The organism is Serratia myotis (genome assembly GCF_027474885.1).
Classification (GTDB): Bacteria; Pseudomonadota; Gammaproteobacteria; order Enterobacterales; family Enterobacteriaceae; genus Serratia; species Serratia proteamaculans.
Map to the genome: position 1 here is coordinate 2,467,827 of NZ_CP099707.1, position 14,606 is coordinate 2,482,432.

A 14,606-nucleotide genomic window follows, 5' to 3' on the forward strand; every position below is an offset into this window, starting at 1 on the left:
CTATCAAAGGGAGCTTGATTTTGCCAATCACCCACCGCAATCGACGCCAGTTTCTTAAACTCAGCGCACAAACCGCAGGAGCCGTATTCGCAATGACTTCATTACCTAACAGTATCCGCCTGGCGATGGCGGCAGAAGGCGGCGCCAGCGCCACCGATGAATTTTTATGGCTGGAGGAGCTGCAGGGCAAGGCCGCACAGGCGTGGATCAAGCAGGAAAATCAGCGGACCACCGCGCGTTTTGCTCAGGGTGAAGGCTTCCGGCAGGTGGAAAAGCAGGTGCTGGATATTCTGAATAAAGAGAGCCAAATCCCGTGGGTCGCCAAGCGCGGCGATTACTATTATAACTTCTGGCAGGATCAAACCAACCCTCGTGGCTTATGGCGACGCACCACGCTGCAGGAGTACCGCAAAGCCAAACCAGCCTGGGAAACCGTGCTGGATATAGACGCGTTGGGTAAGGCCGAGGGCAAAGACTGGGTGTTCCATGGTTCGCAGTCACTGGCACCGGAATACCGCTATTGTCTGCTGGAGTTGTCGCCGGATGGCGGTGACGCGACGGAGATCCGCGAGTTTGATCTGGTCAGCAAGCAGTTCGTCAAAGATGGCTTTGTGCTGCCGGTAGCGAAAAACCAGGCTTCGTGGATCGATAAGGACACGCTGTTTATCGCGACTGATTTCGGCGCAGGTTCGATGACTCAGTCCGGCTATGCGCGCATAGCCAAACGCTGGCGGCGTGGTACACCGCTGAGTGCCGCTCAGACGCTGTATGAGGCGCAACCGCAGGATATGACGGTGTTTGCTTATCATGACCAGACGCCGGGCTTTGAACGCAACTACGTGGGACGCAGTCTGGATTTTTACCGTCGTGAAACCTATCTGCTGAATGAGCAAGATCAACAAGTCAAAATCGACATTCCCGCCGATGCCGAGTTCAGCACGCACCGGGAGTGGATATTGATTAAACCGAGCAGCGACTGGGAGGTGGGGGGAACTCGTTATCCTTCAGGCTCACTGCTGGCCGCCCATTTCGACGATTACCTGGCGGGTAAGCGTGAGCTGACGGTGTTATTTACTCCGACGGCCCAGGCGGCCCTGAGTGGTTACAGCGGTACGCGTGACCATCTGATCCTCAGCATCATGGACAACGTGGTTAACCGGCTGGAAGTGCTGACGCCGCAGGGCAAAAGCTGGCAGCGCAAGCCGTTGGGCAAACCGGGGGCGATCAGCACTATTTCTGCCGGTGGCGTTGATGACGAAACCAACGATTATTTCCTGACGCTCAGTGGGTTCCTGCAACCGACCTCGCTGTACCTGGGTAATCTCGACGGCGGTGAGGCGGAATTGCTCAAGCAGGGGCCGCAGGACTTTGACGCCAGCGGCTATCAGGTCAGTCAGCACTTTACGGAGTCTAAAGACGGGACACGCGTGCCGTATTTCCAGATCTCGGCCAAGGGCATTAAGCTGGACGGCAGTAACCCCACGCTGCTGTACGGCTATGGCGGATTCGAGGTGTCGTTGTTACCGGGGTATATGGGAGCCAAGGCACCGGCCTGGCTGGAGCGCGGCGGGGTGTATGTGGTGGCGAACATCCGCGGCGGTGGCGAGTATGGCCCGGCCTGGCACCAGGCGGCGCTTAAGCAAAACCGTCATCGTGCCTATGAAGACTTTGCTGCCGTGGCGCAGGATCTGATCACCCGTAAAGTGACATCGTCACAACATCTGGGGGCGCGGGGTGGCAGCAACGGCGGCTTGCTGGTGGGCAATATGCTGACGCTGTACCCGCAGCTTTTCGGTTGCATCGTTTGTGAAGTGCCATTGCTGGACATGCAGCGTTATACCCAGCTTTCTGCCGGTGCTTCCTGGATTGCCGAATACGGCGACCCAGGCAAAGCGGAAGAGTGGGCGTACATCAAAACCTTCTCGCCGTATCACAACATCAAAGCGGGCGTGTCCTACCCGCCGGTGCTGTTTTACACCGCCACCAGTGACGATCGGGTCAATCCGTCGCACGCCCGTAAAATGGCGGCACGCATGCAGCAGATGGGCTATCCGCAGGCCTACTTCTATGAGAATACCGAGGGCGGACACAGCGCCGCAGCGGACAAGAAACAGGCCGCGTTCCACGGTGCACTGGTCAGTGAGTTTATGTGGGTCAATCTGAGCGCTAAATCCACCGCCTGAGCCACGTGAGTATGACGTAAAAAAGCCGGGGCACATTAATGCCCCGGCTTTCTTTTACCTGTCTGAAACCTTTGTCAGCGATCAGTTGGCGATAGCGGCCGCCTGAGCTTTCTTCTCGGTATCTTCTGCGGTGTCCAGCGTCATGCGATACAGCTTCGGTGCGGTCAGCATCATCAGGATGGCGATCACGGCGGTGGCGATACCGATCTGCATAAACACGTGGCTATAGATAGCCAGTGAAGCGTGCGCATCGTTGATGTTGGCAGGCACGGCAGTCAGCCCCGCGACCTTACCGGCAATCAGCGCAGCAGCAGCCGTGGTCAGGAACCAGGACCCCATGATAAAGCCCATCAGGCGTTGTGGCACCAGTTGCGCGACCATTGCCAGACCCAGACCGGAGATCATCAGTTCGCCGATACTCTGCAGTGCATAACTCAGGATCAGCCAGTTAACCGAAACGATGCCCTGTTCATTGGCGAAGCTGGCACCCCATGGCAATACCAGGAAAGCGCCGGAGCACAGGATCATACCGAAAGCGAACTTGTGTGGCATCGGCAGACGGTCACCCATCTTGTTATACAGTGCTGCCAGAATCGGGCTGGCCAGCATGATCCAGAACGGGTTCAACGCCTGATACTGCTCAGGTTCGAATGCCAGGCCCAGGATGTTGTGCTCAACGTTATGGATAGCGAAGAAGTTCAGTGAGGTTGGCATCTGGGCGTACAGCACGAAGAACACCACTGCTTCCAGCATCAGCAGGAAAGCAACGATCATCTTGCGGCGTGCCGCACCGTGCAGAGCAAAGGCTTCCTTGGCGAACACGATCACGATACCGATGGAAATAAGCGCCAGCGCCCAGCGAGCTACCACCTGGTTGTGCAACAACCAGCTTGAAAGGGCGACCAGCGCAACCACGCCAACCAGCACCATCAGCAGTTTCTGCACTTGCAGCGGTTTAAAGTCAGGCTTGGAACCGTGATTCTTCACCCACTTGTGGCAAACCATAAAGTTGACCAGGGTGATCAGCATGCCCACCACGCTCAGTGAGAACGCGACGCTCCAGCCATATTTCACTGCCAGCCAAGGCGTGGCCAACATCGACAGGAAAGACCCGATATTGACGGACATATAGTACATGGTGAATGCACCGTCCAAACGCGGATCGTCTTTCTCGTAGCAGGTTGACAGCAGGGAGGACGGGTTGGCTTTGAACAGACCACTACCCACGGCGATGGTCGCCATCCCCAGATACACCCAGAAAATTTCATGGCCGGAGTAGGCCACCATGGCATAACCGACGGCCAGCACCAGCGCCCCCAGCACGATCACGCGCTTGGAGCCCAGCACTTTATCGCCGAGCCAGCCGCCGATGGCAACGAAGCCATACACCAGCGCACTGAAGGAGGAGAACAGGGTAATGGAGTCGGCTTCGCTCAGGCCAAGCATCTTGACCAGATAAACCGCCATGATGCCTTGCAGGCCGTAATAACCAAAACGTTCCCAGAGCTCGATGGAGAAGATCAGGTAAAACGCCTTAGGCTGTTTGAAGGCGTTGAGACTGACGCTTTCAGGATGTTCGCTGTTGTTGTTTGCAGTTGACACTGGTACCTCTGATTTTTCACTGCCCCGACTCAGAAAGACGGGAAATTGCAAAAGGTGATGCAGGACTGCATCCTTCTGCGTTGTTATAGGATGGGATGACGGCGGTTAATGTTCACTATCTTTGTCAACGAGGCAAGACGTTTGTCATATTCTGTTACATATAACGCTCGTGAAGTGAAACGACCATGTTACAAATGTTATGCAGCATTAACTTTCGACTTTGTTTACTTTGCCGAGTTTTTGTTTTGATTAAAAGGGATACAGAATTTAAACAGTGAGATATTCTGCTGTAATGACTTTTGATGGTTCATATCAATAGGTGTGGTGAATAATCCATTGGATTGTTGTGCATATGGCGACTTTTGTAAAATTATAGAAATTTGAGAAAACGACCCTGGCGGTTGTGACGACAATGTGATCGTCAAAACGTGAGGTTTACCGCAATTTTTGACTAATTTTTCGCTTGAAAATAAGCGAGAAGTGAGTTTTTCACTGAAACCCGTGGAAACACCAAGGTTACTGCTGCTTGATATCACATTTCCGATAAAAAATAGGTCAGTGCGGTGGGGACCCGAAACGGGGTGCTGCGTTGCACCCATCGGGTTCAGGCGTCGGGATAAACTTTCTCTTTAAACTCGCAGAGGTCTTCAATCATGCAGGAACCGCAGCGGGGTTTACGCGCGATGCAGGTATAGCGGCCGTGCAAGATCAACCAGTGGTGGCAGTCGACCTTGAATTCGGCCGGCACCACCTTCAGCAGTTTCTCCTCCACCAGATCGACGTTCTTGCCCGGTGCGAAATTCGTGCGGTTACAGACGCGGAAGATATGGGTATCGACGGCAATGGTTGGCCAGCCGAAAGCGGTATTGAGCACCACATTGGCGGTTTTGCGGCCAACGCCGGGCAGGGCCTCCAGCGCAGCGCGGTCTTCCGGCACCTCGCCGTCGTGCAGTTCCAACAGCATACGGCAGGTTTTGATCACGTTCTCGGCCTTGCTGTTAAACAGGCCGATGGTCTTGATGTAGCCTTTAACGCCGTCGACGCCCAGTGCCAGCATGGCGGCCGGCGTATTGGCCACCGGATAAAGCTTGGCGGTAGCCTTGTTGACGCTGACATCGGTCGCCTGTGCAGAAAGCAGCACGGAGATCAGCAGCTCAAACGGCGTGGTGTACACCAGCTCGGTGGTCGGGTGCGGATCGTTATCACGCAGGCGGGTAAGAATTTCCAACCGTTTTTGCTTGTTCATTACGCTTTCTCTGCCTGTCCTTGTCCCTGCGCCGGTTCAGCCCGTAACGCCCTGGCCGTGCGCGCTTTCATCCTTTCATCAATCAGGTATTTTACCGCCAACAGCAGACCCAGGCCAATAAAGGCCCCCGGTGGCAGCATTGCCAGCAGGAACGGGCTGTCGAAGTGAACCACCTCAATACGCAGTACCTTGGCCCAACTGCCCAGCAGCATGTCGGCCCCGTCGAACAGGGTGCCGTTGCCCAGCAATTCGCGCATTGCACCCAGCGTCACCATCACGCCGGTGGCGCCCAGACCAATAGCCAGGCCATCCAGAGCGGACAGGCCGACCGGTTTTTTAGAGGCTACCGCTTCGGCGCGACCGACCACAATGCAGTTGGTGACGATCAGCGGGATAAAGATCCCCAACGACTGGTAAAGGCCGAAGGCATAGGCATTGATTAACATTTGCACGATACTCACCGCAGCCGCGATGATCATCACGTATATCGGGATGCGCACTTCATTCGGCACCCAGCGGCGCACCGCAGATATCGAGGTATTGGTCAGTATCAAGACCAGCGTGGTCGCCAGCCCCAGACCGAGGGCGTTAGTGACGGTGGAGGTGACGGCCAGCAGCGGACACATCCCCAGCAGTTGCACCAGCGCGGAGTTGTTCTTCCACAGCCCCTGGACAATCAGATCTTTGGCTTCACTCATTCGCTGGCTCCACAGGCAGGTAAGCTATCAAGTTTAGGCGGCAGCGTTTCCATATACAATGCCGTACGCCGAACGGCGTTGACCACGGCGCGCGGTGTGATGGTCGCACCGGTGAATTGGTCGAACATACCGCCGTCTTTCTTCACCGCCCAACGTTTATCGTCCGGGCCGTCGATCTTTTTGCCACTGAAGAACGAGATCCAGTTCGAGATACGCAGTTCAATTTTATCGCCCAGCCCCGGGGTTTCGTGATGTGAGACGACCCGGGTACCCAGCACGTTACCGTTGAAATCGGCACCGACCAGCAGCTGAATGGCGCCGGAGTAACCGTCCGGTGCGGTAGTTTCCAGCGCGGCTGCGGTGGGTTGACCGTTTTTGCGCGCCAGATACAGACGATGCGGCGAGCCATTGCCCAATGCCGGATCGCTGACCAGGAAACACTCGGTCTGCATGTTGTTGTCGTAGTGTTCCGGTGGCACCACCTGATCAAGCAGCGTTTTTTGTTGTAACGCCGCCTGATGGGCGATGGTGTTCTGCGTCAGGCTATGGACTACCGCAGTCAGGCCGGTGGTCACGGCGGCAAATACCGCCAGCGTAGTGCCATGCTTTCTCATTGAATTTAGCATCATGGCTCCTTAGCGATGGCCGTACACGCGGGGCTGCGTGTAGTGGTCGATGAGCGGAACGGTAATGTTGGCCAGCAATACCGCGAAGGCCACGCCATCCGGATAACCGCCGTAAACGCGAATCAGCCACACCAGCACGCCCACCAATGCGCCGTAAATCAGGCGACCTTTCGGCGTGGTGGAGGCACTGACCGGGTCGGTGGCGATAAAGAAAGCACCCAGCATGCTGGCGCCGGAGAACAGGTGGATCAGCGGCGAGGCCTGCTGCGCCGGATCAAGCCACCAGGCCAAACCTGAGCACAGGGCGATGGCCGCCAGCATACTGAACGGGATCTGCCAGTGGATCAGGCGACGGCCCAGCATAAACAGGCCACCGGCCAGGAAGCCCAGGTTAACCCATTGCCAGCCGATACCGGCCAATGCACCACCGAACAGCGGTTGTTGCAGTACCTGCTCAACGCTATGGCCGCTGCGCAGGCCGGTCTTGAAGCCGTCCAGCGGGGTGGCCTGGCTGATGCCGTCGATGCCCATTTGCAGTTCATGGATGGTGGCACCCTGACCGGTATGACCGCTGAAAATGGCCAGCAGGGTATCCTGGAACGACAGCGCGGTGGCGCGCAGCTCATCCGGCGGCAACCAACTGGTCATCTGCACCGGGAAGGCGATCAGCAACACCACGTAACCGACCATCGCCGGGTTGAATGGGTTTTGCCCGAGGCCACCGTACAGCTGTTTGGCGATGACGATGGCAAAGAAGGTGCCGATGACAATCATCCACCAGGGGGCCAGCGGCGGCAGGCTGATCCCCAGCAGCAGGGCGGTCAGCAGGGCGGAGTTATCCGCCAGTCGGGTGCGTACCGGCAGCTTGCGTAGCGCAAGGATAGTGCCTTCTGCCAGCAGGGCGACGATCATTGCCAGCGCGGTCTGAACCAGCGTGCCATAGCCAAAAAACCATACCTGCGCAGCGATACCGGGAATGCAGGCCAACATCACCCACAGCATGATACGGCTGGTGCTTTGCTGGTTATGGGTGAAGGGGGAGCTGGCGATGTGCAAGCCTTTGGCGGCTGTGGGTTGTACCGGCCTGAACTTCATAGAATAACTGTACCTATCTTTGCCGGACATCGGCAGGTTCAACGCGCCTCTCAGCGGAGACGCAGGAAAAATTATAGCGCTGCATTCTACCTGAATCACCGCAAGGGTAATACGTCTTAATGGTAGGGTTATTAGCCTTATAGCACGGGGTGTACGCTGTGGTTTGAGCGTCATATGGCGCGATCGGATTTTTTTTGCTGATAAAATCGGGTTAGTTTGGTGATGCAGCTGTAAACTGTCGGCATTAACTCCCGGCGCATAACGATAACCGCTGGATTAACATGGTATTTTTGGTTCGTTTTTTCGCACAAAATAACAACTTTTACATAATCTATGTGGGTTATTATCCCGAGTATTATTGAGTTAGTGAATGTAAATAATGACAAATGAAGATGTCTTTTTTATTGAAGAATTGATTGAATGGGTTGAGATACATCTGGAAACACGGCCAAACCTGGATGAAGTCGCGCGCATTTCCGGCTACTCCAAATGGCACCTGCAACGCAAGTTCAAACGTATCACCGGTATTCAGCTCGCCACCTATATTCGCTCACGTATCCTGACGCGTGCCGCAGTGGCGTTGCGTATTACCCACCGTTCCATCATCGATATTTCAGACGAACTGGGCTTCGATTCCCAACAAACCTTCACTCGCATGTTCAAACAGCGTTTCGACACCACGCCTAACCGTTACCGTTCGATGGAAAGGTGGGACGTGAAGAATTTGATGCCGCGTTTCAGTTTTGATGCCAATTTTGCGGCCGATTACTACCCAGAGATCAAACGCCTGACGCTGCCCGATATGCAGCTTGTGGGTTACTCGCGGCAGTTGGATTTTGCCGGAGAGACGGAGATTGAACATTCGTCCTGCATGGCGATGAAGGACGAGATCTTTACCGATTTTTTCCGTGGGTTGAATGTGGATTGCCGCCGGGTGTACAGCATCCATTCTGTCCGTAATCGGGGAGGTAACGAATGTTCGGCGACTCATATCATGGCGGTGGATCCTGAGAACAAAAAGGATATTCTGTCGGGCTACCAGATCGACGATATTCCCATTGCCGGGCGTGAATATATCTCTATCAATCATTTGGGGACTGCCAAAGAATGCTCGCAGTTCTTTGCCTATCTGAGTACTCATGTGATGCCGGGGTTGCGTCATGAAGTACAGGGGAGCGTGGAGATGGAAATTATTCAAACCAAGGAATGGAATCAGGACTCGAAGATGCGCCAGATTGACGTTGATTACACCTACCTGATTTCTATCGATTAGTAGGTTGCGTCCCTCAAATGACCTCCAGCGGTGCTGACCTATCATTGAGGGACACAACCTGTGCCGCCTTGCTTCCTGCAAGGCTTCTGCGTTAATTACTCTTTATCCGTATCCGCCGTGGTCAGGCTTTGTGCCGCTTTTTTGGCTTTGACGCGGGCGATGGCTGCCGCCACTGCCGCCTTGCGCGGATCTTCTTCCGTTACCGCCGCTGGCGGCTCGGCCGGGGTTTCCACCGTCGCCGCCTGTTGCGCGGCTTTCTTGGCTTTGGCGCGGGCAATGGCTGCTGCCACTGCCGCCTTGCGCGGATCTTCTTCCGTTACCGCCGCTGGTGACTCGGCCGGAGTGTCCGCCGTCGCCGTCTGCTGTGCGGCTTTCTTGGCTTTAGCGCGGGCAATGGCTGCTGCCACTGCGGCCTTGCGCGGATCTTCTTCCGTTACCGCCGCTGGTGACTCGGCCGGAGTTTCCACCGTAGTCGCCTGTTGCGCGGCTTTCTTGGCTTTGACTCGCGCCAGTGCAGCGGCCACTGCCGCTTTGCGCGGGTCTTCTTCCGTTACCGCCACCGATGGCTCGGCCGGAGTATCATTCGTAGTCGTTTGTTGTGCGGCTTTCTTGGCTTTGACGCGTGCCAGTGCAGCGGCCACCGCCGCCTTGCGTGGATCTTCATCTTCGCTAGCCGATGCCGTTACCGGTGCTACAGCAGTTTCCTGCTGTGCACGTCGTTCACGCGCCTGTGCCTTACGGGCCTCGCGGGCAGCGATCATCTCGCTGTTATCCGGTGCAGCGCCGCTGATGGTGCCGGTCGCCGGTGCCGCGTTTTTACTACGAACCCGAGCCAGGGCGGCCTGAACGGCATCCTGATCGCCATCGGTCAGCTTGACCGCCGCTTTCTTATGACGCTCTTCACGCGCCAGTTTTTCACGTTCCAGGCGCGCCAGTTTGGCTTCGTAACGTGCCTTGGCTTCGGCGGTGCGAGCGGCTTCCTGATCGATGGCTTTGATCTCGGCCTTTTCCTGGCGGTAGTACTGCACCAGCGGGATATTGCTCGGGCAGACAAAGGCACAGGCACCACATTCAATGCAGTCAAACAGATTGTGATTGCGGGCTTTCTCGTGCTCTTCGCCGCGGCTGAACCAGTAAAGTTGTTGCGGTAACAGGCCTGCCGGGCAGGCGTCAACGCACAAACCACAGCGAATACAGGACTGCTCCGGCTCCTGCGGTGCCATTTCGCTGACCGATGGTGCCAGAATACAGTTGCTGATCTTGACGATGGGTACGTTGAGTGCAGGCAGGGTAAAGCCCATCAGCGGGCCACCCATCACCACCATTTGCTGAGCCTGCGGCTGGAAACCGGCAAATTTCAACAGGTGCTGTACCGGCGTGCCGATGCGTGCCCACAGGTTGCCCGGTTGGCTGAGGGCCTCACCGGTCAGGGTCACCACTCGCTCGATCAAGGGTTCGCCGTCGACAATCGCGCGTTTAATGGCAAAGGCGGTGCCGACGTTCTGCATCAGCACACCGATAGCGGAGGAGTGCTTGCCGTGCGGGACTTCTTTACCAGTCAGGATTTTGGTGAGCTGCTTGGCGCCGCCAGAAGGGTATTTGGTCGGAACCACCCGCAGAGCGATGCCGGGCTGGTCGCGCAGTGCCAGTTTCAAGGCGGCGATCGCTTCGGGTTTATTGTCCTCGATGCCAATCAGCGTGACCTTGGGTTGCAGCAGGTGGCGCAGGATCTGCGTACCTTCAATGACTTGATCGGCATGTTCCTGCATCAAACGGTCATCGGCAGTGATATATGGCTCGCATTCTGCGGCGTTGAGGATCAGGGTTTCCACCCCGTTCATGCCGCCCTGCAGCTTGCTGGCGGTCGGGAAACCGGCACCGCCCAGTCCAGCGATGCCGGCCTGATGAATACGTTGGATCAACTCGCTGGTGGCCAGTTGACGGTAGTCTGCCACCGGCGCACGCTCGCACCAGCGGTCTTCGCCGTCTGGCTGAATGATTACGCACAGTTCCGCCAACCCGGAAGGGTGAGCGGTGATATGCGGTGTGATGGCGCTGACAGTTCCTGAAGTCGGTGCGTGCACCGGTACGGTACGCCCCCGACCGACGGTCAGCGGCTGGCCTTTCAGCACCGGGTCGCCGACCTTGACGCACAGTTCGCCTTCCGGGCCCAAATGCTGTTGCAGTGGGATCACAAAAATATCGGGCAGTGGGGCGGTACGCAACGGCACGCCGCTGGACAGGGCTTTCATTTCCGGCGGATGGATCCCGCCGTCGAAATCCCAAATCCGGTCTTTTTTGAAGGCGGCGAACAGATTAAGCATGTTGCTCCACGTGGATCACTTGCACCGGGATCGTCTTCATGTCCCACTTCCAGTTGGCGGTAGTGGTGGCGACCGGTCTCATTTCAATACAGTCGGTAGGGCACGGCGCAACGCACAGGTCGCAGCCGGTACAAAGATCGGTAATGACGGTGTGCATGGCACGGGTAGCCCCGACGATGGCGTCCACCGGGCAGGCCTGAATGCACTTGGTGCAGCCAATGCAGTTGGCTTCGTCAATGTAGGCCACCTGGCGCACCGGTTCGACGACGGCTTCGCTGCCCAGGGGTTGCGGCTCGACGTTGAGCAATTCGGCCAGCTTCAGCATCACCTGCTCGCCACCCGGCGCGCATTTGTTGATCATCTCACCGTTGGCGACCGCTTCGGCATAAGGACGACAGCCGGGATAGCCGCACTGGCCACACTGGCTTTGCGGCAGGATCTCGTCGATCTGCTCGGCCACCGGATCTTCTTCTACTTCAAAGCGGCGTGCGGCAAAGCCCAGCACCAGCCCGAACAGCAGGCCAAGGGCACTTAACGCAGCAATCGCAATCCATAACGCGGTCATTAGAATTTCACCAGCCCGGTAAAGCCCATAAAGGCCAGCGACATCAGCCCGGCGGTGATCAGGGCGATGGAAGAACCGCGGAAGGGTGCAGGCACGTCGGCAACCGCCAGACGTTCACGGATCGCGGCGAACAGCACCATCACCAGCGAGAAGCCCGCGGCGGCGCTGAAGCCATATACCGCAGACTGCAGGAAATTGTAGCCCAGGTTGACGTTAAGCAACGCAACGCCGAGCACCGCACAGTTGGTGGTGATCAGCGGCAGGAAAATGCCCAGCAGGCGATACAGCGCCGGGCTGGTTTTGCGGACCACCATCTCGGTGAATTGCACCACCACGGCGATCACCAGAATAAATGACAGCGTGCGCAGATACACCAGATCCAACGGAACCAGAATAAAGGTATTGATCACCCAGGCGCTGACGGAGGCCATCGTCATCACGAAAGTGGTGGCCATTCCCATACCAATGGCACTTTCCAGCTTCTTGGAAACGCCGAGGAACGGGCACAGGCCAAGGAACTTCACCAGGACGAAGTTATTCACCAGTACGGTGCCGACAAACAGGAGCAGGTATTCGGTCATTGCGATGCCTAAAAAAATAAAAGCCGCCTATTATCGGGAATTGGCGGCCTGATCACAACATAGGGAAAGCAGGGTTATTGCCCTTTTTGCCACTTTTTGCCCATTTTTGTTGAATATTTACACAACCAGGCCCTATGAATTTCAAATCGCAGCTAGGCGCCCAGCTCGCTCATCCCCAGGCGCTTACTTAAGTAAGTAACTGGGGTGAGCGAGTGCAGGTAACAACGCTGCGGTTTGAAAGGCGACGGGCCATATTTATGTACAACGTGGTTTAGTTCTCGGTGAAGGTGCCTTTGACTCGCTTGGAACGCTTCATATAGGGCACCAATAATGCCGCCATCAACAGTGGCCAGCCGAGACTGCGTACCGCCAATTCATCCGGCACCGGCGCAAAGGCAAAGGCTTTCACCGCCAGCAGCACGGTAATCAACAGCCACAGCAGGAACAATTTGGGGAACCGCTGTGCGCGGTGGCAGAACAACCACAGCAGCCACAGGGTAAAGCACCACATCGCCAGGGTGGTCAGCACCGAGAAATACCACTGCATGCTAAACGCCTGGGCGTTGGTGAGCAGATATTCGCGCGATTCCGGTACGAAAATCGCCATGCCATACAGGAGCAGCATCAGACTGGCGCTAAGCAGGGTGACAATCAGATAGGCCATCGGGGCCAGCAACCAACCGCCAATACGGGTGTATTCAGCTTGAGACATAAACGGCTTCCTGGGTAAGACATGATCCAATGTGACAGCCGCATAGCTTAGCGGGTAATGCGGGCTTCGTCATCAATATCAAACGGATGGTCGGACTCAGGCGGGGGTTGCAGCACGTTTGGCTACCGACAGCCCAATGTGCTGCCGGTAGCCGGCCGATTAACGGCGGTTAAGTTGATAGTAGGCTTCGTTCCAGCGCAGCTCGTTTTTGAACGACGGCAGGGTGGTATCCTGATCGATTAACAAGAACTCGATGTTATGCATTTCGGCATACAGCCGCAGCATATCGGCATCCAGCGCCTGCGAGAACACCGTATGGTGCGCGCCGCCTGCCAGGATCCAGGCTTCGGCCGCAGTCGCCAGGGTGGGTTGGGCCCGCCAGATGGCACGGGCCACCGGCAATTTGGGCAGCGGATGCGGCTGTTCCACGGTATCCACCTGATTGACCAGCAGGCGGAAGCGATCCCCCATGTCGATCAGGCTGGCATTGACGGCCGGACCGGCAGGTGTCGAGAAAATCAGTCGCGCCGGGTCGGCCTTGCCACCAATACCGAGCGGTTGAATATCCAGCAGCGGCCTGGATTCTTTGGCGATCGACGGGCAGACCTCCAGCATGTGCGAGCCGACCACCAGATCGTTACCCGGCTGGAAATGATAGGTGTAATCCTCCATAAACGAGGTCCCGCCGTGCAACCCACCGGCCATCACTTTCAGGATGCGCAGTAACGCTGCGGTTTTCCAGTCGCCTTCGCCGCCAAAGCCGTAGCCTTGCTGCATCAGGCGTTGCACTGCCAGCCCCGGCAATTGCTTCATGCCGTGCAAGTCTTCAAAGTTGGTGGTGAAGGCCTGGAAGTGACCCTGTTCGAGGAAACGTTTCATCCCCAGTTCGATGCGCGCCGCGTCAATCAGGTTTTCACGTTTTGCGCCGTTGATTTTCGCCGCGTCGCTCAGCACATAGCTGGCTTCATACTCTTCAATCAGCGTATCCACATCGCCACGGCTAACTTCATTGATCACGCTGACCAGGTCGCCGATGCCATAGGCATTGACCGAGTAGCCGAACTGGATCTGTGCGCCAACCTTATCGCCATCGGTCACCGCAACCTCACGCATGTTGTCGCCAAAACGTGCCACTTTCAGTTGCTGACTGGCCTGCTTGGCGGTGGCGACTCGCATCCATTGGGCAATGCGTCGGTGTGCCTCGGGATCCTGCCAGTGGCCGGCAATCACGCTGTGCTGCTGACGCATACGGGCACCGATAAAGCCGAACTCACGGCCGCCGTGGGCGGTCTGGTTGAGGTTCATAAAGTCCATATCCATGCTGTCCCATGGCACCTGGGCGTTGAACTGGGTATGGAACTGCAGCAGCGGCTTGTGGAGCACGGAGAGCCCGGCGATCCACATTTTGGCCGGTGAGAAGGTGTGCAGCCAGGCCAGAATGCCTACGCACTGTGGCTGATAGTTGGCGTCACGGCACAGGGCGGTGATTTCATCCGGCGTGGTGACCAGCGGTTTCAGCACCAGTTTTACCGGTAACCCGGCTTCGCGGTTGAGGCTTTCCACCACCTGTTCGGCGTGCGCCTTGACCTGCTGCAGGGTTTGCGGGCCGTACAGGTGCTGGCTGCCGATGGCGAACCAGACTTCGCGCTGCTTGAATGCGTCCATTAAAAACTCCTGAATTGTGTATTGGGACTTGACTTG

12 protein-coding genes are annotated in these 14,606 nt (G+C 56.7%); 2 read left to right on the top strand and 10 right to left on the bottom strand.

The genetic code is table 11. From position 1 onward, the window contains the following. The first annotated feature begins 92 nt into the window (after nucleotides 1-92). A complete protein-coding gene (locus NHG65_RS11850) occupies nucleotides 93-2,183 on the top strand; it encodes a prolyl oligopeptidase family serine peptidase (RefSeq protein WP_499183367.1) in 2,091 nt (696 codons plus the stop codon). Nucleotides 2,184-2,264: 81 nt separating this feature from the next. Here the strand turns inward: NHG65_RS11850 and dtpA are convergent, their stop codons facing one another. From dtpA to rsxD, 5 genes are all read right to left on the bottom strand, one after another. After that, nucleotides 2,265-3,785: a dipeptide/tripeptide permease DtpA gene (gene dtpA / locus NHG65_RS11855; RefSeq protein WP_099061845.1), complete on the bottom strand. Its 1,521-nt coding sequence runs from the start codon at nucleotides 3,783-3,785 to the stop codon at nucleotides 2,265-2,267. A 604-nt stretch (nucleotides 3,786-4,389) separates the two neighbouring features. Beyond that, nucleotides 4,390-5,031 (bottom strand): endonuclease III, encoded by a 642-nt coding sequence (gene nth / locus NHG65_RS11860; RefSeq protein ID WP_099061846.1) that lies wholly within the window; start codon nucleotides 5,029-5,031, stop codon nucleotides 4,390-4,392. Beyond that, nucleotides 5,031-5,729: an electron transport complex subunit E gene (locus NHG65_RS11865; RefSeq protein WP_099061847.1), complete on the bottom strand. Its 699-nt coding sequence runs from the start codon at nucleotides 5,727-5,729 to the stop codon at nucleotides 5,031-5,033. Before NHG65_RS11865 ends, nth begins: the two co-directional genes overlap by 1 nt. Then, a complete protein-coding gene (gene rsxG / locus NHG65_RS11870) occupies nucleotides 5,726-6,355 on the bottom strand; it encodes an electron transport complex subunit RsxG (protein ID WP_099061848.1) in 630 nt (209 codons plus the stop codon). The genes NHG65_RS11865 and rsxG overlap by 4 nt, the downstream gene beginning before the upstream one ends. Before the next feature lie 9 nt (nucleotides 6,356-6,364). After that, on the bottom strand, nucleotides 6,365-7,450 hold the full coding sequence (gene rsxD / locus NHG65_RS11875) for an electron transport complex subunit RsxD (protein WP_099061849.1): 1,086 nt from the start codon (nucleotides 7,448-7,450) through the stop codon (nucleotides 6,365-6,367). 379 nt (nucleotides 7,451-7,829) lie between these two features. Here rsxD and NHG65_RS11880 point away from each other — a divergent pair, with 379 nt between their 5' ends. Further along, nucleotides 7,830-8,723 (top strand): helix-turn-helix domain-containing protein, encoded by an 894-nt coding sequence (locus NHG65_RS11880; protein ID WP_099061850.1) that lies wholly within the window; start codon nucleotides 7,830-7,832, stop codon nucleotides 8,721-8,723. A gap of 95 nt (nucleotides 8,724-8,818) precedes the next feature. Here the strand turns inward: NHG65_RS11880 and rsxC are convergent, their stop codons facing one another. From rsxC to araA, 5 genes are all read right to left on the bottom strand, one after another. Beyond that, nucleotides 8,819-11,047: an electron transport complex subunit RsxC gene (rsxC, locus tag NHG65_RS11885; RefSeq protein ID WP_499183368.1), complete on the bottom strand. Its 2,229-nt coding sequence runs from the start codon at nucleotides 11,045-11,047 to the stop codon at nucleotides 8,819-8,821. Next, nucleotides 11,040-11,612: an electron transport complex subunit RsxB gene (gene rsxB / locus NHG65_RS11890; RefSeq protein ID WP_085116623.1), complete on the bottom strand. Its 573-nt coding sequence runs from the start codon at nucleotides 11,610-11,612 to the stop codon at nucleotides 11,040-11,042. The genes rsxC and rsxB overlap by 8 nt, the downstream gene beginning before the upstream one ends. Continuing rightward, nucleotides 11,612-12,193 (bottom strand): electron transport complex subunit RsxA, encoded by a 582-nt coding sequence (gene rsxA, locus NHG65_RS11895; RefSeq protein WP_085116624.1) that lies wholly within the window; start codon nucleotides 12,191-12,193, stop codon nucleotides 11,612-11,614. The genes rsxB and rsxA overlap by 1 nt, the downstream gene beginning before the upstream one ends. A gap of 271 nt (nucleotides 12,194-12,464) precedes the next feature. Further along, on the bottom strand, nucleotides 12,465-12,905 hold the full coding sequence (locus NHG65_RS11900) for a DUF2569 domain-containing protein (RefSeq protein ID WP_099061852.1): 441 nt from the start codon (nucleotides 12,903-12,905) through the stop codon (nucleotides 12,465-12,467). A gap of 159 nt (nucleotides 12,906-13,064) precedes the next feature. Next, nucleotides 13,065-14,570, bottom strand: coding sequence for an L-arabinose isomerase (gene araA, locus NHG65_RS11905; protein WP_099061853.1), 1,506 nt, complete (start codon nucleotides 14,568-14,570; stop codon nucleotides 13,065-13,067). Nucleotides 14,571-14,606 lie beyond the last annotated feature (36 nt).

Bases quoted from the DNA above. Each gene is read 5' to 3' on its own strand.
- rsxG (WP_099061848.1), bottom strand. From the start codon at position 6,355: ATGCTAAATTCAATGAGAAAGCATGGCACTACGCTGGCGGTATTTGCC.
- NHG65_RS11850 (WP_499183367.1), top strand. From the start codon at position 93: ATGACTTCATTACCTAACAGTATCCGCCTGGCGATGGCGGCAGAAGGC.
- rsxC (WP_499183368.1), bottom strand. From the start codon at position 11,047: ATGCTTAATCTGTTCGCCGCCTTCAAAAAAGACCGGATTTGGGATTTC.
- NHG65_RS11900 (WP_099061852.1), bottom strand. From the start codon at position 12,905: ATGTCTCAAGCTGAATACACCCGTATTGGCGGTTGGTTGCTGGCCCCG.
- rsxB (WP_085116623.1), bottom strand. From the start codon at position 11,612: ATGACCGCGTTATGGATTGCGATTGCTGCGTTAAGTGCCCTTGGCCTG.
- rsxD (WP_099061849.1), bottom strand. From the start codon at position 7,450: ATGAAGTTCAGGCCGGTACAACCCACAGCCGCCAAAGGCTTGCACATC.
- NHG65_RS11880 (WP_099061850.1), top strand. From the start codon at position 7,830: ATGACAAATGAAGATGTCTTTTTTATTGAAGAATTGATTGAATGGGTT.
- araA (WP_099061853.1), bottom strand. From the start codon at position 14,570: ATGGACGCATTCAAGCAGCGCGAAGTCTGGTTCGCCATCGGCAGCCAG.
- NHG65_RS11865 (WP_099061847.1), bottom strand. From the start codon at position 5,729: ATGAGTGAAGCCAAAGATCTGATTGTCCAGGGGCTGTGGAAGAACAAC.
- nth (WP_099061846.1), bottom strand. From the start codon at position 5,031: ATGAACAAGCAAAAACGGTTGGAAATTCTTACCCGCCTGCGTGATAAC.
- rsxA (WP_085116624.1), bottom strand. From the start codon at position 12,193: ATGACCGAATACCTGCTCCTGTTTGTCGGCACCGTACTGGTGAATAAC.